This is a genomic window from Clostridium cadaveris (genome assembly GCF_020911725.1).
In the GTDB taxonomy this organism is placed as follows: domain Bacteria; phylum Bacillota; class Clostridia; order Clostridiales; family Clostridiaceae; genus Clostridium_X; species Clostridium_X cadaveris.
On sequence record NZ_CP076620.1, the window covers coordinates 3168797 to 3190720 of the forward strand.

General features: G+C 32.2%; 18 protein-coding genes. 1 reads left to right on the forward strand and 17 read right to left on the reverse strand.

What is annotated here, in order from left to right; all coding sequences use genetic code 11:
• Positions 1-367 precede the first annotated feature (367 nt).
• The 17 genes from KQH81_RS15240 to KQH81_RS15320 form a co-directional block, all read right to left on the reverse strand.
• The gene (locus KQH81_RS15240) at positions 368-1078 is read right to left on the reverse strand and encodes a Fic family protein (RefSeq protein ID WP_178310763.1); all 711 of its coding nucleotides are present in this window, start codon (positions 1076-1078) and stop codon (positions 368-370) included.
• A gap of 168 nt (positions 1079-1246) precedes the next feature.
• A complete protein-coding gene (locus tag KQH81_RS15245) occupies positions 1247-4741 on the reverse strand; it encodes an AAA family ATPase (RefSeq protein WP_230028473.1) in 3495 nt (1164 codons plus the stop codon).
• A complete protein-coding gene (locus KQH81_RS15250) occupies positions 4728-5948 on the reverse strand; it encodes an exonuclease SbcCD subunit D (protein ID WP_178310767.1) in 1221 nt (406 codons plus the stop codon). The genes KQH81_RS15245 and KQH81_RS15250 overlap by 14 nt, the downstream gene beginning before the upstream one ends.
• A gap of 153 nt (positions 5949-6101) precedes the next feature.
• Positions 6102-6818, reverse strand: coding sequence for a tetratricopeptide repeat protein (locus KQH81_RS15255; protein ID WP_099336075.1), 717 nt, complete (start codon positions 6816-6818; stop codon positions 6102-6104).
• Positions 6819-6837: 19 nt separating this feature from the next.
• Entirely contained in the window at positions 6838-7698 is an 861-nt protein-coding gene (citG, locus tag KQH81_RS15260; protein WP_099336074.1) for a triphosphoribosyl-dephospho-CoA synthase CitG, read from the reverse strand.
• On the reverse strand, positions 7691-8206 hold the full coding sequence (gene citX, locus KQH81_RS15265; RefSeq protein WP_035770313.1) for a citrate lyase holo-[acyl-carrier protein] synthase: 516 nt from the start codon (positions 8204-8206) through the stop codon (positions 7691-7693). The genes citG and citX overlap by 8 nt, the downstream gene beginning before the upstream one ends.
• 1 nt (position 8207) lies before the next feature.
• Entirely contained in the window at positions 8208-9251 is a 1044-nt protein-coding gene (gene citC / locus KQH81_RS15270; protein ID WP_099336073.1) for a [citrate (pro-3S)-lyase] ligase, read from the reverse strand.
• A gap of 173 nt (positions 9252-9424) precedes the next feature.
• A complete protein-coding gene (gene citF, locus KQH81_RS15275; RefSeq protein WP_027637798.1) occupies positions 9425-10963 on the reverse strand; it encodes a citrate lyase subunit alpha in 1539 nt (512 codons plus the stop codon).
• Between the two features lie 48 nt (positions 10964-11011).
• On the reverse strand, positions 11012-11884 hold the full coding sequence (locus KQH81_RS15280; protein ID WP_027637799.1) for an HpcH/HpaI aldolase/citrate lyase family protein: 873 nt from the start codon (positions 11882-11884) through the stop codon (positions 11012-11014).
• Positions 11885-11910: 26 nt separating this feature from the next.
• The gene (citD, locus tag KQH81_RS15285) at positions 11911-12174 is read right to left on the reverse strand and encodes a citrate lyase acyl carrier protein (protein WP_027637800.1); all 264 of its coding nucleotides are present in this window, start codon (positions 12172-12174) and stop codon (positions 11911-11913) included.
• 23 nt (positions 12175-12197) lie between these two features.
• Entirely contained in the window at positions 12198-12755 is a 558-nt protein-coding gene (locus KQH81_RS15290; RefSeq protein ID WP_027637801.1) for a Fe-S-containing hydro-lyase, read from the reverse strand.
• A gap of 21 nt (positions 12756-12776) precedes the next feature.
• Entirely contained in the window at positions 12777-13619 is an 843-nt protein-coding gene (locus KQH81_RS15295) for a fumarate hydratase (protein ID WP_027637802.1), read from the reverse strand.
• A gap of 57 nt (positions 13620-13676) precedes the next feature.
• Complete coding sequence (locus KQH81_RS15300) at positions 13677-14918, reverse strand: methylaspartate ammonia-lyase (RefSeq protein ID WP_027637803.1); 1242 nt, start codon at positions 14916-14918, stop codon at positions 13677-13679.
• Between the two features lie 94 nt (positions 14919-15012).
• On the reverse strand, positions 15013-16467 hold the full coding sequence (locus KQH81_RS15305; RefSeq protein ID WP_027637804.1) for a methylaspartate mutase subunit E: 1455 nt from the start codon (positions 16465-16467) through the stop codon (positions 15013-15015).
• A 41-nt stretch (positions 16468-16508) separates the two neighbouring features.
• Positions 16509-17897 carry a methylaspartate mutase accessory protein GlmL gene (gene glmL / locus KQH81_RS15310; RefSeq protein ID WP_027637805.1) on the reverse strand — a complete coding sequence of 463 codons (1389 nt, stop codon included), beginning with the start codon at positions 17895-17897 and terminating at the stop codon, positions 16509-16511.
• Positions 17898-17928: 31 nt separating this feature from the next.
• Positions 17929-18345 (reverse strand): methylaspartate mutase subunit S, encoded by a 417-nt coding sequence (glmS, locus tag KQH81_RS15315; protein ID WP_027637806.1) that lies wholly within the window; start codon positions 18343-18345, stop codon positions 17929-17931.
• Positions 18346-18394: 49 nt separating this feature from the next.
• Positions 18395-19363 carry a GntR family transcriptional regulator gene (locus tag KQH81_RS15320; RefSeq protein ID WP_027637807.1) on the reverse strand — a complete coding sequence of 323 codons (969 nt, stop codon included), beginning with the start codon at positions 19361-19363 and terminating at the stop codon, positions 18395-18397.
• Positions 19364-20170: 807 nt separating this feature from the next.
• On the opposite strand from KQH81_RS15320, the gene gltS reads away from it, so the two are divergent.
• Entirely contained in the window at positions 20171-21367 is a 1197-nt protein-coding gene (gene gltS / locus KQH81_RS15325) for a sodium/glutamate symporter (RefSeq protein ID WP_027637808.1), read from the forward strand.
• Positions 21368-21924 lie beyond the last annotated feature (557 nt).

The following is a 21924-nucleotide window of genomic DNA, read 5'->3' on the forward strand; positions in this document are numbered from 1 at the left end:
ACAAATAAGGTGCTATTGTAATAATAGTTTTTATAACAGCACCTTATTTATTTAACTAAATAGAAGATTCCCGACACCGCATTAATTAATCCAAAAATAATTAGTGATAACATAATTGGTGATTTAAAGCATGTCTTATATTTGAACATTTCATTTTTTCTAGATGCCTTAAGTGCTAACAGATGCTCTTTTATTTTAAGCTTCTTAGCTACTCGAAGATAAATACATATAGCTAGTGCTATTATAATTACTTGCGCTACTATAGTTTCACTTGTAAAACTAGTCTTAATCTAATTATATCAATAGCTAAGGCTATAAACCTCATTTACTTGTAATATGGTTCAAATTATCGTATTCTAAAATTTTATTAAAACATACTCCTATTATCTTCAATAAAATCTTTCTGCTTATTCAAATATTCAATCAACGGTCTTATATTATCATTTGTAGATTCATCTAAAGCTTTTTTATATTCAATTGAACTTTCACCATTCATATATTTAAGTGATAATCTATTATCAAGTAATTGTTTTAAAAATATAAATCTACCTATTCTCCCATTACCATCTTGAAATGGATGTATCCTTTCAAATTCTAAATGAAATTTTGCTATATCTTCTAAAGTTACTTCTTTTAGATTATTAAATTCATTTATTAAAATATTAAGTTTATCTTCAACTTCCCAAGGATTCGCAGTATCGAAGTTAGCTCCTAATATTTTATTAGAATACTTCTTAAAAACACCTACCAAACCTAAATCGTATAATCTAGTTCTATACATTAAACTAGCATGCCACTCTTTTATCATTTCTAAAGTTAAGGGTCTATCTAAATTATCAATAACTAAATCAAATGTATAAAATGAATTAACAGTTTCCTGTACATCGTCTAAGGTATGAGTTCCTGTAACTATATTTTTTTCCATAAGCATTTGTAACGCTTCTGTTGTAAATGTACTTCCTTCTATTTTATTTGAATGATATATAAAATCATATTTTAAAATTTCATTTAGTGAATTATGAATTCCCTTTGTTTCTTTTAATATTTTTAGAAATCTATCATAATATTCCTTATTCATTCTAATCCCTACACCTCCATTAATTAAATTTCTCATATCTTCTATTTTAAAATTTATAATACATTCAGTAATCCTTGTAATATTATTATTTAATATACTTATATTCTATAATAAACACTTTCTTAAGTACATATTATAGGTTAATCAGTCCTTTTACAGTTTATTTTTTTAACTTCTTTCTATTCTTACTTTGCTTCCACCTCTGCCTGCTTCTGCTGGAGTTAATATTAGTTTTACTGGCACTCTATTTTTTATAGATTCTACGTGACTTATTAGACCTATTTTCAGTTTATCATTATGAATTTTTTCTAATGAACTCATAACAACCTCTAAAAGATCATCATCCAAGGTTCCAAATCCTTCATCTAGGAAAAATAATTCTAAAGGCGCAGTGCCTTTAAGCTGAATCTCAGCAGATAAAGCTAAAGCTAGTGCCAAAGATGCTAAAAATGTTTCTCCTCCTGACAAGGTTGAAGCCTCTCTTTCAACTCCACCATTTTTGTTATCCCTTATAAGGAATTTACCATTATCATCTACTTCTAATCCATAGTTTCCATTAGTTATTTCTTTTAATCGTTTTGATGCTTCTATAGATACATATTTTAATCTTGTAGTAGCTACAAATTCAACAAACTTCTTGCCTTTGAAAAGTTTTTCTAAATCTCCTAAAAGTCCAAGTTTACGGTCAAGCTTTTCCTTCTTTTTTAAAAGTTCAGAAAGCTCAAATAGTTTTTCTTTTATAATCCTAACTTCTTCTTCAACTTTTATTTTTGACTCATTAAGTTCTTTATACTTCTCTTCTGTTTTCACCTTATCTTCTTGAAGCTTTGCCCACTGCTCTTCTTCAATCTCTCTATTATCAAGTTTCTTCAATACACTTTCTATAGCTCCATTATTTTTCGAAACCTCTTCGCTATATCTCTCTATATACTCTTTTAAAGATCCAATCTCTTCTACATTAAGTATGTTTTTCTTTGCCTCTTCTATGGTTTTGAACCCTTGAAGTTCTAAATTCTTCTCTATATTCTTATGATCTTCCGCTTTTCTTTTATGAAGTTCTGTTAATCTGCTCATTACTGCAATAAGCTTTTCATTGTTTTGTTGATATATCTTCTCTTTATCTTCTTTTATCTTTTCTGCTTTTACAAAATTATCTTCTATTGTCTTTATTATATTTTCAATCTTTATAAGCACAGTGCCTATATCTTCTACATCCCCAACTTTATTCTTTATAAGTGATATCTTTTCATTGTGGATTTTAGTCTTTTCTTCTATAGCCGTATTTCCCTTTGTAAGGTCATTTTCTATTTTCTTTGATTCTTGCTCTAAAGCCTTCATATTAAGATCTGCATCTTCTAATCTCTTTCTATATACCTTTAAATCCTTTAAAAGATTTTCCCTCTCTTTTTCACAAGCTAATATCTCTTGACTTTTAGCTTTAAAATCCATTATCCCAGTTTCTTTTACAAGGCAATCATAAACTATTTCAATTTCTTTTAATGCTTCATGATTTTTCTCTAAGTCACTATCAATTTCCTTAAGCTGATTTTTCTTTTCATTGATTGTACTTCTTAAAGTACTTATGTTAGTTTCAAGTTTATGTTTTTCTTCCAGAAGCTTTTTCATATCTTCTTCTAGTTTATTTTTATTGCCATCATATTCAGATATAGCTTTTTTCAACTGTTCAAAACTATTATTCAATTCTTCTACAGAAATATTTTTGAAGTCATCACCTAATGCTGCTATGCCATCATTTGCTTTTTCTATATTTCCATTACATATGTCTATATTAGTTTTTCCCTTTGTGATATTTTCTTCTATTAACTTTAATTCTTTTTCATTTGCTTCAAGTCCCTTTTCTATACCCTTATCATCTCTTAAATCTTTATGTTTAATATTTTCTCTATGATGGTCTGTCGAACCACACACTGGGCATACATCGCCTGTTTTTAATTCTTCCCTAAGCTTATAAGCTAGATTTTCTATTTCTAGTTCTTTAATTTTTGTTTTTAATTCTGCAATACTATGCTCTAAAAGATTTTTTTTTGCTTCCTCTTTCTGCACGGATATTTTATAATCTTTAAGAGCCTCATTAGCTGATTCTATTATTTTGGTATGCTCATGATACTTATTCCACTTTTCTTTAGCTTCTAGAAGCTGTTTTTGAAGAGCTACTATATCATTTTGGTTTCCCGGACACTTATTAATCATATTTTCCAAAAGAATTTTCTTTTCTTCATAAATTTTTTGTTTTTTTTCAAAGGATTTATATAACTCTCTTTCCTTAAGCTGAAGTTCTTCTACATCTCTTTGACCTCTAAGCTTCTTGGATTCATTACCATTCTTAAGCTTTAATATGTCTTCTAATTTATCTTTAACTCTAGCTCCTTCTAAAACTTTTTCCTTTAAGCTTCCATCTATTTTGAGCTGTTCAGATTTTTCTTCTGCTTGATTTATACTTGAGTTTATTTCAAATATTTCACCAGAAAGCTTCTCCATAATCTTTGTCTTTTTCTCTAATTCGTCTCCAAGCTTCACCATGTCTTTTTTCATTATAATTATTTCTTTTTCAATGGTCTCTAAAAGTGCTTTTTCTTTTAATGCATCTTCTGCCTTCTGTTTCTTTATGATAAAATCCGGAAGTTTTTCCTCCTTGTTATCTCTGCATTCCTGCCATTGAATATCAGCTTTCTCCTTCTGAGATTTTGAAAACTCCACAGCTTCTTCAAAATTTCTTTTCTCCTTCTCAGAGTTTGCTATATCATTTATGGTTTTTTCATAAGAATCTATATATGGCATTACCTTAGATGCTCCCTCTCCAAGGAATACTTTCTCCTTACATGATTCTATCTCTTCTCTTTTATTTTCAAGAACTTCTTTCTTACATCTAAGTTCCTTTAGTTCAAGCTGCAAATCCCATACAATTTTTTGATTTTCATATTGCTTTTCTAATTCACTTACTTCTATAGATATCTTTTCTAATTCCTTATTAACTTGCTCAAATAACTCCTCTCTTTCCTTAAGTTTTTCTTCACTGAAATCTTCATAACCTTTAAGCTGTCCTATAAGAACACTGTTTTCAGTTTTTTCCTTATTGATTTCAAAGGAAAGTTTTCTTGAAAGATCATCACCATATTGCTGAAGATTAAAGAGCCTTTCTAGCATCCTTCTTCTATCTACACCTTCAAGCTTTAAAAATTCGCTGAATTTCCCCTGTGGAAGCACTACAGTTCTGGTAAAATCATCTAGATTTAATCCGATTATTTCTTTACATTTATTGTCCACCATTGTCTTCGAGTCTGCGAGTACTTCAGGTATTCCTCCTGTAATGTCTACTACTTTACATTTACCCGACTTCGCATTCTCTGTCTTTTTATCTTTCTTGAACTCTCTCTCTACTAAATATCTCTTTTTTTCTACTCCCGATATCTGAAATTCAAAGCTTACATTTCCACTGTCACAATTAGCATTTATATAATTACTGCTATCTCTAGCTACCTTTCCATATAGTGCTAGGGTTATTCCATCTAATACTGTAGATTTACCGCTACCAGTTGGACCAAAGATACCAAAAAGTCCTCTATCACTAAGCTTTTCAAAATCAATAACCTGTTCTTCTATAAAACTATTTATTCCCTTTATTTTAAGCTTAATTGGTCTCATCCTTATCCCCCTCTTTTAATAAAACTGACATCAATAATTCTACCAGTTCTTCCTCCGGTTCTGCTCCTCTTTCTTTCTTATAAAACTCCTTAAATATATCTTCAAAAGGCTTTTCTGCAAAGTTTTCTTCATCTTTAAAATCATCTTCTCCTATGATTTTAGGTGTTATTTCTAGAATATCCTTCTTTAAATCTTTCATCTTTTTTATCTCATCTTCTCTTATATATCTGTCAGACGTTATCTCCAAATACACCCAGCAGTTTTTCTCTCTATTTTCTTCACACTTTTCAATAGCCTCATCTATGCTTTTGCACTTCCAAACTTCTATGGGCTTATAAACTTTAAAATTAACTTCGCTTATATGACACTGCTGCATAGGTTTAACATCTACTACAAAACACTTTTTATCGAAAGAAATCTCTTTTCTATTATAGTGAAGTGGAGATCCTGAATACCTAGCCCTCTTGTTTGTTCCAGGTACTATTTGAGGTTTATGCACATGACCTAATGCTATATATTGAGCTTCATCAGGAAAGCATCCTCCGTCTACAATGTAACTACCTCCAAGCTGAATACTTCTTTCTGAACCACTTTCCTCACTTCCCATAGCAAAAAGATGTGAAACCACAAGATTGATAGTGTCCTCTCTATAATTAGATTTCAGATTATCAAAAAGATCGTGAATTCTATCGCTATAACATTTTAGCCTTTCATCATCACTATCCATATCTCCATATAAAACCTCATTAAGTCTTTTTTCACTTGGGTATGGCACTGTAAGTATTACAGATTTCTCTCCATTTATCTCTATCTCGATGAAACCTTCTCCAGAATTCAATATCTTATGCTTTCCATAGTCTCCTTGTTGTACAATTGTCTTTGGCGTACCCACCATAATAATTCCATGTTCCATGGCTAAAGGTCCCGCTGCTACTAATCGCTCAGGGTTATCATGATTCCCAGAAATCACTAAAGTAAGTCTTTTTCCATGGTTTGATATCCTTTTTAATGTATCATAAAACATCTTTTCTGCTCTAGCTGGCGGATTACTGCTATCATATACATCACCAGCAATTATGACTAAATCTACATCTTGTCTTTCTACAATCTCAATAAAATCATTTAAAAACAATTCTTGTTCATCCATTCTACTTTGACCTTCTAGGTTCTTCCCTAAATGCCAATCACCAGTATGCAATATTCTCATAAATTTCCTCCTCTTTGTCCCCATCTTATATAATCAAATTTAACCAAATACATTTACTTTTAATCCTCTTAAAAATAAAAGCACTGATCTTTTAAGATTAGCGCTTTACATTATAGCTTTATTATATCAAATTTTCACTAAAAATAAATCTACTTATTTATTGATTAAGTCCTGAAACTCTTTATGTTGTCTCACATTGTCAAAGTCATGTTCTTCTTTTGCTGCTTCTTTTGCTGAAGGTTTTAATTCTATAGCTTTTTTTAGATTTACTAAAGTATTCTCTAGTTCTCCTCTTCTTCCATAAATAGATGCCTTTCCATAGTAACTCCACTCATAATCAGGCTCCACCTCTATAGCTTTATCGTACCAAACTAAAGCCTCATCATACCTTCCGAAGAGTTCATATATTAAAGCTTTGTTAAACCTTCCATATCCGTATTCAGGATCTATTTCTAGTGCCTTATCTAAATCCGCTAAAGCCTTATCCTTATTTCCAGCTACTATATTTGATGAAAAGCCATAGGCCCTTCCCCTAAGAGTGTATGCTCTTTTGCTATCTGGATATTTTTCTATAACATCTGAAGTTATCTTTATTACTTTGTTATACTTATCTTTATCCTCGCTAAATAAAAGGCTCTCTGCCTCATCACACTTTACTCCCTCAAAGGATTCTCTTTCTTTTCTTTCAGCTTCTATACGCTGTTTTTCAGCTTGCTTTTCATTTTCTTTAGCTTTGATTTCCATATCATACTGCTGTTTTAAAGAATCAGTTTTACGTTTATTTTCTATGTAAGTATATCCTATTATGCCTACAGCTATTAAAGCAAAGATTATAAAAATTATAAGCTTATTCCTCGTCTTTTTATCCATTTAAATCACCTTTTAATTATTATTTGACTATAGACTTTACATTGTGAAAGAAGATTGTCATTGCTAATAAATCAGCACTACCTCCAGGACTTATTCCTTTGCTTATAAAATCTTTGTCCATATCATCTATAAATTTTCTTCCCTCATCAGTTCTCATGGCTCCCATAGAAATAGCTTCTTTCGCTGTATTCTGAACATAATAAAGAATTTCTATAGGTTTCCTATGAAGTAGCGTTGTATCCTCACAGCATGTCATTATATGAATCAAAGTATTTGCTATTCTTTGATTTTCGCTTAGATTTTTGCCTTCTTCATACACCATTAAACCCACTTTTAAAGCTATAGGAAGTCCTTTAGCAACCTCTCCTCTTATGCCTTTTAACCCATACTTTAAATATAATTTTTCTCCATAGGTGAGTTTCTCTTTTTTATCTAAATCTCTAAAATCTTCTTCTATAATGTCTTTTGTCATGCATCTTATATACTTTTCTATTTCATCAAAGGTTTTTCCTCTTTTTATAGTTAAAGTAACAGCCCCTAAAGATATAAGCATTAGAAATATTATTCCCTTTTGAGTGTTTATTCCTCTAGTGGCATGAAACATAGCTTCTTCGGCTTTTACGCCTATTTTTCTAAGCTTTTTAAATAATTCTTCTTCATTGTCTTCATTTAAAGACACCTCTACAGCTTCACAAAAAAATCGACTTATTGCAAGGCTACTGTCTATGAAGGTGAAATGATTCATATCTTTATGTGAACCAGTGGATATAGGTGATACAAGTCCTGGTGCCGGATAGCATGACACCTCATAAAGCATGGCCTTAAGTGCAAATTCACTTAAAATATGTGGCAGATCTTTAGTTGAAATCTCATTATTCATCAGTCATACTCCTATATCTTTCATATGTTTTTTCAATATAACATATGATTTCTTCTTTTGAATGACTTTGGTTTCTTACACATTCACAAGCAGGTTTATCGCATATATAGCACTTTCTAGGTACAAATCCCATAGAAGTTCTCGATAAACTTTCTCTACTCTGATGATCATATACATCTATATCTACAAACCTTCCAAGAGTATGAGTCTCTTCCAATTGGATAGTTTGAATTTTTACCTTTTCTGATTTTTCCTCTATAATTAAGAGTTCTATAGGACCTTCCGCTCCTGTATTTGCTTGAGATTTTAATATTCTTCCTTGGAAGAGCTTTTCTATTTCTTTTGAGATGACTTCAAATATCCCTTGAGATAAATTAGTCTTCTTCCTTACTCCAGGTATATTAACTCTCACGCATACAAGGGTGTTTTGAAAATCATCCATAAGTTTTTCTTGAAGTTCAACTCTTTCTTCTCGCGCATCTAGTATATCTAAAGCTGTATATTCCATATTAGTGGGGAGAATTACTTTTCTTTATATTCTCCGCTATTTCCCTCCCCGTTTCTGTATTTAAAAATTCCCAAGTAGTTTCAGGAACTAGTTCTTTAACTTCTTTCATTTTATCCTCTTTTATTAGTTCTCTAACTCTTGATGCACTTATAGCACTTTCATCATAAGTCTTTCTTTTTACTACACAAACTTCTACTCCAAACTTTTTAAGTTCTTCTACTAATGTATTATTATATGCATTAGTAACTGCGCAGTAAGGTTCTTCCCCTACATATCTTCTCTTTATATTAAATTTAGGACAAAAATACTTTCCGAATATACCAGCATCCATCTCAGTATAAACTCTAAGTTTATCATCTTCCTGTCTTAAAAAATATGATGGGAATGTAGCTTGTGATATTATGTATTCCCCACCTTTTACAACTTTCACATTAGAAAGGTGCTTAGTTCCCTCTTTTACTAGTTCAAATCTATGCTTGAATGGAAAAAGAGATTTGTCTTCTTCTACCACAAATACTAGAACTTCATCACATTCGCTTGCAGCCTTCTCAACCAAGAACTGATGTCCTTTAGTGAAAGGATTACAATTCATAACTAAGGCTCCTCTAGTTTTTGATGTATCTATATCATTTTCTTTTATTATTTTATCTAAAGAGGAATTTATATTGTATAATCCATTTTCCAAAAGTGCTGATTTTGAAGTTTCATATATTAGTTTATAGTTTAATGAGGAAAATATAGTTATGTTCTTTGGTTTAGTAAATATAAAACTATGATATACTCCTTGTTCAAACATTTTATCTGTTATTGATGTTACTAATGATGTGCTTATTCCTTCACCTCTTAGTTCATCATCAACTGCAAAAGCTTTTATTATATTCTTCGCTTTAGAAGCTGTAGCAAGAATTTTTCCATTTTGTCTCGCTACTAATGTATAATCTATATCATCGTCATATCTGAGTTCGAATCTTTTTAGGAACTCAGCAACTTCATTTTTTTCTCTCTCATCATCTAAATGTATCTTTTCTATATTTAGTCCGTACATCCTTCTCATCCTTTTCTTAGAATTTATAAATCTTTTTAATTTATCTTCCCATTTTTATCCTCATTATATCATGAATTATATTGTTCTCTCAATGTGAGTGAAAATTTACCTATATATAGGAAGGAATTTTTTTGAGATTAAAAATAGAGGGGTTGTTCCCCTCTATTTTTGAATTATTTTACCTTTTTTACAACGTCAATTACAGTTCCATCTCTGTATTCTATAACAGCAACTATCTTATCATCTGACTCTATTTCCTTTGGTTTTCCAGTTAACTTTTCAGCAACTTCCTTAAGTTCTTCTATAGTCATTATTGGTAAGTTAGTCTTCTTTAATCTTTCTATTAGATCAGCATGTTTAGGATTTATTGCAATTCCTCTTTCTGTAACTAATACATCTATGCTTTCGCCTGGAGTTGTTACAGTTGTAACCTTATCTTTTATTATTGGAAGTCTTGCTTTTACAAGGTTTGATACTATTATAGTAAGCTTAGCGCCTGCTGCAGTATCACTGTGTCCGCCTGATCCTCCCATGATTACTCCGTCTGATCCTGTAGTTACATTTACATTGAAGTCTGTATCTATTTCTGTAGCACCAAGGATTACTATGTCAAGCTTGTTTACTACTGCTCCCTTATTATGAGGATTTCCATACATTGAAGCTGACATTGATTGGTGTGCTTTGTTGCTTCTTAATGATTCAACAGCTTTTAAATCAAAGCATTGAACATCAAATAAACTTTGGAATAATCCTTCTTCATACATATCTACTATATATCCTGTTATTCCACCAGATGCAAAGCTTCCTTTAATGCCTTCATTTTTCATTATATCTTTTAATTCTTGTGCAACTGCTAGAGATGTTCCACCAGCTCCTGTTTGGAATGATAGTCCATCCTTTACAAGACCTGAAGCTTTCATAAGTTTTGCTGTCATTTGAGCAATCTTTAATCCAACTGGGTCCTTTGTAACCTTAGTAGTTCCTGAAACTATTCCTGCTGGATTTCCTATAGAATCAACTTTAACAACATAGTCTATGTTTGTTTCATCAATTTCTATTGGACAGTTTGGATAAGCTACTAAATGATCAGTTATAGCAATTACCTTATCTCCATATAAGCAATCTGCTACTGCATATCCTAATGAACCACAAGCTGCTGGTCCTTGAAGTCCATTTATATTACCATAGTCATCAGAACTTGGTGCTGCAACGAAAGCTACATCTATATGAACTTCTCCATTTTCTATAGCTCTTCCTCTTCCACCATGAGTTTGCATTACTGCTGGATATTTTAATTCTCCTCTAGAAATAGCTGCTGCAACTGGGCCTGACATATAAGCAGCAATAACCTTTGTTACTACTCCATTTCTTATATGTTCTACTAAAGGCTCGTGACATGGGAATATTGAACTAGCTGCTATAGTTAAGTCCTTTATTCCTCTCTTTGCTATCTCTTCCATAACCATGTTTAAAACATAGTCTCCATTTCTTAAATGGTGATGGAAAGATATTGTCATTCCATCTTTTATTTCAGCTTTATCTATAGCTTCACTTATTGAGCTTAAAATTTTAACGTCTTTTGGACCTACTGCGCTGCCTTTTACTGTAGTTTTTGGCTTAACAGTAGAATTGTTTTCTGCTCCTTGAAAAGGCACTACCTCTCCATATCCTTCTATATAAGAAGGTAGTTCTCTTCCTACTGCATTTTTCATAGTAATAATCCCACCTTTTTTTATGTTTTTTCCTAAAAACAAGGTTTTCTATATAAGACCTAAAGTCTTAGCTAAGTCAACAGTTCTTACCGCTCTATTTATAACTGGAGCATCTACCATCTTTCCATCTAATGAGAATACTCCCTTTCCTTCTTTCTTAGCATCTTCCATAGCTTTTAGTACTCTTTGTGCATGAACGATTTCTTCCTCTGTTGGAGAATAAACTTCATGTATAGTGTCTATTTGTCTTGGGTTTATAGATGCTTTTCCTGTAAATCCTAAGCTCTTAGCTTTTCTTATATCTTTTCTTAGACCCTCAAAGTCATTTGTATCTGTGAATGGTGTATCAATAGAACTTACTTTACATGCTCTACAAGCTATAGCAATTCTATTTCTAGCATAGAAGATTTCTTCTCCTTCTTTAGTTCTCTTTATTTCTAAGTCAGCAGTTAGGTCTTCTCCGCCTAAAAGTACACCATTAACTCTTGAAGACGCCTTTATTATTTCATAAACATTTTGAAGACCGTCTGCAGTCTCTACAAGAGCTATTACCTTTATTTCTCCTAGGTTAAATCCCATTTCTTTTTCTATATTTGTAATTATTCCATCTACTTCTTTTATAGATTCAATGCTAGCCTTTGGTACTAATATAGTATCAGGTTTTACTCTAACTATTGTATCTAAATCAGTAGGTCCGAATTCTGTATCTATAGGATTGACTCTTACAATTACTTCAACATCAGAATAATCCATTGTTTTTATGGCTTCTCTAACTAAAATTCTAGCGCTATCCTTTTCAGTTAAACTTACAGCATCCTCTAAATCTAGTATTATTGAGTCTGCGCCTAATATAGCTGCATTTTGAAGCATTCCTGGGTTATTTCCAGGCATAAAAAGCATACTTCTTCTTAATTCCTTCATTATAATCCCACCTTATATAAGCAATATTATTGTGCTCTTTTTATTGCTGTTTCTACTCTAGCTCCTATTGTATAATCTAAAGCCCCTTTATCTTGAGCTTTAACTTTTACGCTAGTAACGCCTAATGATTTCAATGTCTCTTGTATAACTTCTCTGATTCTAGTGCCAAATTGTTGCATAACTATGCTCTCTAGCTCTATTTCAACTGTATCATTTTCGTTTGGATACACCATGATTACTATGTCATTAGACTCAAGAGTTCCTGCCTTTGCTACTTTTTCAATTTTCATTGTAGCCTACACCTCCTGTTTATTTATTTAACGCTGTCTAAATATTCTTTTTGACCTTGCTCGTATAAGTTATTTCCTTCTGAATCTATTACAACAATTACAGGTAAATCTTCTACTTGCAATTCTCTTAAAGCTTCTGCTCCTAAATCTTCGTAAGCTATTATTTCTGCTTTCTTAACTGCCTTTCCGATTAAAGCTGCTGCTCCACCGATTGCTGCAAAGTAAACTCCGCCATTTTTCTTTATAGATTCTATAACAGCTTCATTTCTTAATCCTTTTCCAATCATTCCTCTAAGACCTACTTCTAAAAGTCTTGGGGCATAAGGATCCATTCTATAGCTGCTTGTTGGACCTGCTGATCCAAAAGCATGTCCTGGTTTTGTTGGAGTTGGTCCAACATAATATATGATTTGATCCTTAGGGTCAAAAGGTAGAGATTCTCCCTTATCTAAAAGATCAACAAATCTCTTATGTCCAGCATCTCTTGATGTATATATTGTTCCGCTTATTAAAACGGTATCTCCTGCTTTTAAATCTTTAACTTTTTCTAAAGTTAAAGGGGTTGTAATTCTCTTTTCCATAAGGCACCTCCTATATATGCTCTATAGTTCTACTTCAGCATGTCTTGTAGCATGACAGTTTATATTTACCGCTACTGGAAGACCTGCTATATGAGTTGGATAGTATTCTATGTTTACAGCTAAAGCTGTAGTCTTTCCACCAAATCCTTGTGGTCCTATACCTAAAGCATTAATCTTTTCTAATAATTCTGCTTCTAGGTCTGCATACATTGGATTAGCATTTCTTTCAGCTGTTGGTCTTATTAAAGCTTTTTTAGCAAGATTTGCAGCTCTGTCGAAAGTTCCTCCAATACCTACTCCTACAACTATAGGAGGACATGGGTTAGGGCCTGCTTTTTTAACAGTTTCTATTATAAATTCCTTTACTCCCTCTACTCCATCTGCTGGTTTTAACATCTTTATTCCGCTCATGTTTTCTGAACCAAATCCCTTTGGAGCAACTGTTATTTTAAGTTTATCTCCTGGTACTATGTTGTAATAGATTATTGCTGGAGTATTGTCCTTAGTGTTTACTCTGTCTAGAGGATCTTTTACTACTGATTTTCTTAGATATCCTTCAGTGTATCCTTGTCTTACTCCTTCATGTATAGCTTCTTCTAAGCTACCGCCAGCTATATGAACTTCTTGTCCTAATTCAACAAAAACACAAGCCATTCCTGTATCTTGGCACATAGGCATTTGCTCATTTTTGGCTATGTCAGCATTTATCATGATTTTAGTTAACATTTCTTTTGCTATTGGAAATGTTTCCTTATCTTGAGCTTCTTTTAATCTATCTCTTATATCTTGATCTAAGTAATAGTTAGCATTTATACATAACTCTTTTATTGCACTTGTTATTGTAGAAACATTTATTTCTCTCACAGCATTTCCCTCCTTGAAAAGTATGGGGCAGTTATATTAACTGCCCCCTGTTTTTTGCTATTTTCTTCTATTAACTAGAGCTACTACTCTGTTCATTTCGTTGTTAACGATCATGTATCCTTCGTCAACACCCATTCCTGGTTTAGCTAAGCATTGGTCAGCTCCGCAAGCGATAGCGATGTTTGTACATACTTCTGCAGATCTGTTAGTTTCGTTACAAGTTCCTCCACAGTATGCTCCAACACCCATCTTCTTACAGTATAAGATAGACTCGATTATATTGTTTACTCCACCTAGGTCTGGAGTCTTTATTTGAAGCATGTTTCCTGCTTTGTTGTCAGCGAAGAATTTAACATCATCGTAAGTGTTGCACCATTCGTCAGCAACTAATTCTACTGTGCTGTTTCTCTTTGCTAATTCAGCAGTTAAGTCTCTTAAAGCTTCCATTTGAGCTTGTCTTTCTTCAACGTCCATAGGTCCTTCAATTCTTAAGTGGAATGGTTTAGCTGCTTCTTCAAGAGTCATGATATAATCAGCCATCTTGTTTACATCACAGTCAAATGCTAATCCGATTGTTCCATATACGTCGATGTGGAATACTGGGCTGTAACATTCACAAGTTCTTAATTGGATAACTCTGTTTCTTAACCACTTAACATACTCAAGTAATTTTTCACCGTGTTCTCCTAATTTATCAGCAACATGGTTGATTAATGCGTGAGGCATTACGTCTGCACCCTTGATTATCATCTTATCAGAGTTGTCGTATCTGTCATCTCCTGATTGAGTGAATATTGGAATTCTCTTTATTTCTACTCCAGTATTGTACTCATCTCTAACTATTTCAGCCATAGTTACATGGTTAGCTTTTGCTACTGCATCTAGTATAGCTTGAGTTACACCATATCTTATAGCAGTGTGTAATCTCTTACCATTTACTTGCATTTTATCAAACTCTTCAGCTAAAGCTTTGAAAGAATTTAATTCTCTTCCGATTAGCTTTGGAGCTATTTCTTTTTCTATAACAGGTATAAAATCTGCTGCTAGGAATAATGGATCACGTCCGCCTGCTCCTGAATATTGAACTGCTGCACAATCTCCTAATGCAACTTGTCCATCTTCTAGTATTAATTGAACTGAAATTGATTCTCCTGATTGTCTTATAGAAGTAAATCCTTCTGTTACAGGTTCTCCAACGTAAGTAAATCCGTCATGACCTGCACCCTTCTTTATAGCTCTTTGATCATCAAAGTAGAAACCAGTTCTGCCTGCTGAACATACAACATCAACAATTTTCATTTTTCCTGCACTCCTTTTTATTGTGGCTAAATTAAAAGCCTACATAATTATTTATAATAAACTCTACAGTTTATAACTAATTTTTTAAAAGGCCTTATTTTTGAGGTCTTCCGATTAATTGTCCTTTACCTACAGCAAATATATCGTCTACTGTCATTTGGAATGAAACTTCTCTTCCTTCAAATGCAGCTCTTTCTTCTAATTTCTTTCTGTTGAAATCTATTAATTCTTGAGTGAATGGTAGATTTCCTACATTAAAGTATCTTACTGCACCATTGTTGTCTCTTGCTGGTAACATCTTACCTGCATTGTACTTAGATGGTCCAAATGGTATATCTATAACACCTTGTTCGAATGCTTTAACTGTTCCTATAGCTAAGTCTCCATTACCAAGTTCGAAAGTCTTGTCCATCATGCACTTAACTTCAGCCTTGATTAAGTTTATTTCATCTTGTAATTCCTTAGAATCTGATAGTCTTTGTCCTTCTAATAAGTTAAGAGCCATCTTTGTAGCCTTGATACCAGCTGCATTAGCTTCCTTAGTTGGTATACCTATTGCTTCGTGTGGAGTCTTAACTATAACCTTTGTAGCTCCTGCTAAAGATGCGATTGCTGCACCAGTTGCAATTACTCCAAATGCTTTTGATTCATCAGCTGGGAATCCACCCATCCATTGATGGAATACTGTAGTTATGAATACATCATTGTATCCGTAAGCTTGTAAGTATTCATTTACTTGTTCTTCAAGTGATCTTATAGCTGCAACGTCTTGAACTAGGTTTCCACATTCGCCGTATCCAACAGTTATGTTTTTAACACCTTGTTCAGCTGCAAGTAAAGCTTCTATTATGGCTACTACATTAGAAGTACTTGGTGGTACTAATGTTCCTGTTAAAGGTCCAAATGGCTCTCTGTTTATAGTTACGCCGTGATCTTCATAGTATCCAACAAGTCTATCGCAATATTGCCAGTCTAATAATGTCTTTTCTATACTTACGCTCTTTGCATATGGAATGTTGTAAGAAATTCCTCCACCTTCGTTTGAAGTCCATCCACCAGCATGGATTATTTCAGCTAATAGTCTTGAATCTGGTGTACCGTGTCTTGCTTGTAGTGGAAGGTTTACTGATTCTAGAACTTTTCTACACCCTTCAACACCGTGGTTTACTGCTGGGAATCCATTTAATAATGATCTTCCAGCTGCTAAACTTTGCTCTATTCCTCTTTCACACTCATCATATCTGTTTTGTCTTGTGTAAGCATCTATAGTTGATGGTAATAAATCTGCTCCACCTTCATTTTGTAAGTGTTGTAATAATTTTATATGTTCATCAAGTAAAGCAACCCCTGCTCTTGGTTGAGCTAAAGTCTTTCCTGCTTTCTTAGCTGCTACAAGCTTCTTTGCGAAATTCTTGCTGTCTGGAATGCTCTTTAAGTATTCTACAGCCTCTTCTAAATCTACATTTTTACCAGTTGGCCATTGAGCCAAAACTTCTTTTCTTTCTGCGAAAAATTCTTCTTCAGTCCATTTTTTATTTCTAAGTTTCACTATTAACTACCTACCTTTCAAATACGATTGTTTAAGGTTATCTATACTTCTACTAAATACTTTTTCATAATTCTAACTGCTACATCTGGAAGCTCAAAACTTAAAAGCCCCATTGCAGATAATATATATGTTTTATCAAGTAAATATTTAGGTCTTTGAGGCTTAAGTGAATTTAAGCTTTCAGGAGTATATGCTCCAGCTTTTAGAATATCTTGTGGATTATTACTATGCACAAGTACTCCGCCTGTTCCTATAACATATTTAACACCTAATAAATCCTTTCCATATTGAGTATATATAACTCCACATGGAGAATATGCTGGTTCTACATATCCACAGTGTCTCTCTAATGCAAGGTCTGTAGCAACTTTTGCCATAGCTTCATCAAAATCGATTTCTTCCTGTGTCTGAGGAACCATCATTATATTATCAGCTCTATATTTACAATTCTCTTCAATATTTACGGTCTTATCTTTAAGATACTTTCTTACTTTTCTAGTTCCTGCTGCCTCCCATAAGGATAGTGCAGAATATCTCATACCTAAGTCTCCTTCTACTGTTCTCTTTGCAAAAGGTTCCTCAAGTCCTCTTAATGTCACTCCTGGCTTTGATGGTTCTCCATCTGCTAAAGAGTGAATATCTGTTGTGGCTCCACCTATATCTACTACAATTAAATCTCCTATGCCTTCTTCGGCATCACTACCTACGCTTAATTCTTCAGCTGCTTTTAAAACAGCTGCTGGAGTTGGCATAAGTATTCCACTTATAAAACTTTCTGCATTGCTTAAGCCTTTAGCTTCAACGATTCTGCCCATGAAAATCTTTCTGATTTCCTCTCTAGCAGGTTCTACATTTAAAGTATTTAATTTAGGCATTACATTTCCTGTTATAGAAAAAGGTATTTGAGCTTCTTTAAACAGCTTATTTATATAATCATTAGCAACTTTATTTCCAGCTACTACAACCGGTATCTTTAAACCACTTTCAGCTAACATCTTAGCATTATGAATTATACAATCTTTGTTTCCACCATCTGTACCGCCAGCTAGTAAGATTATATCGATATTGCTATTTTTTATTTCGTCAATTTCAAATTCAGTCAATTCATAGCTATATGTCTTTAATACTCTAGCTCCAGCACCTAAAGCTGCTCTCTTAGCCGCTTCTGCTGTAAGCTCTGGTACTAAGCCTATTGCAATCATCTTAAGTCCACCAGCTGCTGATGAACATGCAAGCTTGTTTACAAAGTTTACTTCTTTACCATCAAGGTCTTTCATAAGCTTTTCATAGGCTTTGTTGAAACCAATCATTATATCATTTTCAATTGTAGTTATATCTTTCGCAGTCGCTAAAATCTCTTCATTATCTATGTCCACAGCTGTGAGCTTAGTATAGGTACTACCAAAATCAATTAATAAATATGCATTCACACTACTCACCCCTATTGGATTTATTTATATATTACTCTTCTACTTTTAAATCTGTCTTTAAGTCTGCTATTGTAGTTTCTGCTGGTGTTCCTGGTGCATAAATTCTATCAAATCCCATAGCTTTGAATCTCTTATGAACTTCGTTCCAGTCTTGCTTTCCAACAACTATGTTTCCACCTACATATAGAAGTATTCCTTCTAATCCAGCTTCATCACATTTATCTCTCATTCCTTGGCAGTCTAATTCTCCTTGTCCATATAATGAAGATACTACTATAGCATCTGCATTAGTTTCCTTAGCAGCATTTATAAAGTCTTCTTGAGGTGATAACACTCCTATATTAATTACCTCAAAACCTGCTTGTGTAAATGCGAAGTCAAGAATTTTATTTCCTACAGCGTGGCAGTCTGATCCTATTACACCTAGGACTATTTTTTTCTTTTCCATAAAATTGGGCCTCCTAACACTTAATTTTATATTATTAAGAACTAAAGGATTAGCTCTTATAATTTAACTCTACTAATTTTGACTTTAACATTTTCACTGAACCCTCATTTAAAGTGTATACGAATTCAATGACATCTTTATTATCCTTATTATATTTTTTGATATCCTTATATCTTCCTGGTGATACTATTATCACATCACATCTTTCTATTCCCCTGATTATTTCATCAGTATCAGTTGTGTTACTATAATTTATATCAATTTGGCCTAAGCCAGATTTTTCTAATGCACTTTTTATCTTAAATATAAATTCCTCTGATATAGAAAATAATGAGAACCTTGTCCCTTCTCGATATCTAGCAATTTTTACTATAGTACCTAAGTCAGCATTTATTGCTACACCTAATGTTTCTTTTCCAAATTCTCTAGTTACATCTTTAACTTCATTTACATGATTGAAAGTTGTAATTATAACCTGACAAGCTTCTAATTTACTTCTTGTTTCTCTATCCATTTTTTTTAAATCATTTATTGTTAAAGGAATTACATTCATATCTGTCTTTTTAGTTAGCTCTTTAGCGAAAGTTCTAGACTGTTCAATATTGCACTCTATATAAAGTGCAGTAATTTTTCTCATCTGATCTATTTTTTCTCTAACTCTCTCTTTAACTATAGACAAAAATTCGTCTACTCCTAATCCGCTTTCTAGAGCTTCTTCAAAACCTAAATCCACAAATTTGACTATCTTATCTCTGCTTTCCTTCTGCTCCCAAGTATTGTTTTCTTCTGCTACAAAAGTCCCTTTTCCCTGATAGGATTTTAGAACTCCTTCTTTTTCTAGCTCTTTATATGCAGATGTTATTGTATTTCTACTAACCTTCAATATCTCAGAAAGCTCTCTTTCAGTAGGCATTTTTTGTCCAACTTTTAGTAATCCAACTTGTATTTGGTTCATTATCTGCTTCTTTACTTGCAAATACAGAGGTAGTCCATTTCCTTTAGTAAGAATTATATTCATTGTACTCCTCCTTTAGCAATTGGTCTAATGGATTAGTCCTTTTGTTGTCTTCTTTATAATATCATAGGAAATAATTGCATTCAATTGTATTTTTGAAAAATTTTAAAATATATGAAATAGTCATATTTGTTCTTATTCTAAATGCAATTTTACATTACTTTATCAAAATTCTTATCATTTATTTATTAAATTACAATTATTTTGACTATATGATAATATGAAGTCGTTTACTAAAGCTCTATATTATTACATTTTTAGATTTTATATCGTTATTTTCCCAAATAAATTTATTTAATTAATTTTATTTTTATAATTATCTTAATTTTTTAAATTTAAAAACATAAATAGTGCCACTTTTTAATTGTCTCCTATTTGTAGAAATAGGCCTAATTTTTCTTACTTTTTTTAACACGTAATATGATTCTTTTTATTATATATTTCCATTAATACTTAGTATTTAAATTATCAAATTATGTTTATTATCTAAATTTATTCTTATATATAATTATCTTTACCAATTGTAGGAACATTTCTGGTAGACTTTGCAAATTCATTAACTATTACTATATTTACTAACTTTATTTAATCAATAATATTCTTTTCTTATATACTATTTTAAGAGTTTAATTAAATTTCTCTAAATTTTTTTCAGAATTTTATCAAAACTTGCCAAAATAGGATTATAGCTGAGAATTCGTTAGATATTATAGTATTATATTAGAATATTTAGGTTTGTTCACCGTTTTCATTACATTGTATAATCCTATTGTAGACTTAATTTATAATTTAATAATAGGAGGTTTTATAATGGAATTAAATTTAGACATGATCCAAACCTTAGCTTTAGCTATTGTAGCTTATTATGTAGGTAGCTGGCTAAAAAAGAAAGTGAGCTTTCTTGAAAAGTTCTGTATTCCATCACCTGTTGTAGGAGGACTTATTTTCTCTATTTTAACTTTAATTCTAAAAGAAGCTGGAATTTTAACTGTATCTTTCGATACAACATTGCAAAGTCCATGCATGTTAGTTTTCTTTACTAGTGTTGGACTTACTGCTAACTTCCAGGTTATCAAGAAGGGTGGAAAATTACTTATAATTTTCGCAATACTGACTGCAGTGCTTTTAACTCTTCAAAATGTGGTTGGTGTAGGACTTGCTAAGGTGTTAGGACAAAATCCTTTACTAGGATTAATGGCTGGTTCTATTACAATGACTGGAGGTCACGGTACTGGTGGAAGCTGGGCTCTTGTATTTGAAGAAAGTTACGGAATAACTGGTGCTATGGCAATAACTATGGCAGCTGCTACATTCGGACTTGTTTCAGGCAGCTTAATGGGTGGTCCTCTAGGAAGAAAGCTAATCCTTAAAAATGGATTAAAGCCAGCTGAAGCTGATATTGCAGCTCATGAAAATGTTGCTGCTGATGTTGCTGATGCTAAAGTTTCAAAGATAACATTAAAATCTATGTTTGACACATTTGGGTTAATGGCTGTCTGTATGGGACTTGGTACTATAATAGTTAATGGATTAAAAAATATTGGTATAACAATGCCATCTTATATAGGAGCAATGATTATAGCTTGTGTTATAGTTAATGTAGCTGGAAAGAAGTTAAATGTTCATCCTGAATGTAATGATATCTTAGGAAATATGGGATTAAACGTATTCTTGTCAATGGCTCTTATAAGCTTAAAACTTTGGGAATTAAAAGCTGTTGCTGGTCCACTATTAATAATATTACTTGCTCAAACATTGTTAATGGCACTATTTGCTTACTTTGTGACATTTAGACTTTGTGGAAAGAACTTTGATGCTGCAGTCTTAGCTGCTGGACATTGTGGTTTCGGTATGGGAGCTACTCCAAATGCTATGGCTAATATGGATGCCGTAACTTCAAGATTCGGCCCATCACCTACAGCATATTTAGTTATTCCAATAGTTGGAGCATTCTTAGTTGATTTTATGAATCTTGCTGTAATTACTGCATTTGTAAATATGGTATAAGAATTTATTTAATTAAAAAGAGTTATAGGGGCCATCCTATAACTCTTTTTTAGTACCCTAATATTATCAATAAAAATTAATTTGTAGACTTAATTTACCTTTAACAATATGAGAGATACTAGTTCCTTTTTAGATAAATGGTCTATTTTCAAAAGTCCATTTCCACTTATAGAATATCATATCTCCAAGGTCTTTTCAATATATAAATCATAATATTTTAAATATTATATATATACATAAGTATCAATTAATTTTTATTATTCATCACATCTACTATATTATATAATAAATAAAACTATTTAACACATTTACTATTAATCCTTTACATGGTATTTTCGCTCATTTTCCTTGAAATATTGATGTTTATTCAATTTATATGCATTCATATTCTTTTTTACTCTTTTTTTCTCTATTTTTCTCTTTTTTCGCCTTAATTTTTATCATTTATTTTAAAATTCTCACTTTTTTTATTATTTTTAATGATTTTACTAAAAACGATTTAAAACGGAGATATATTGCAAAATAAGTAGCTATTTGATGTTATTGCCCAAAAATCT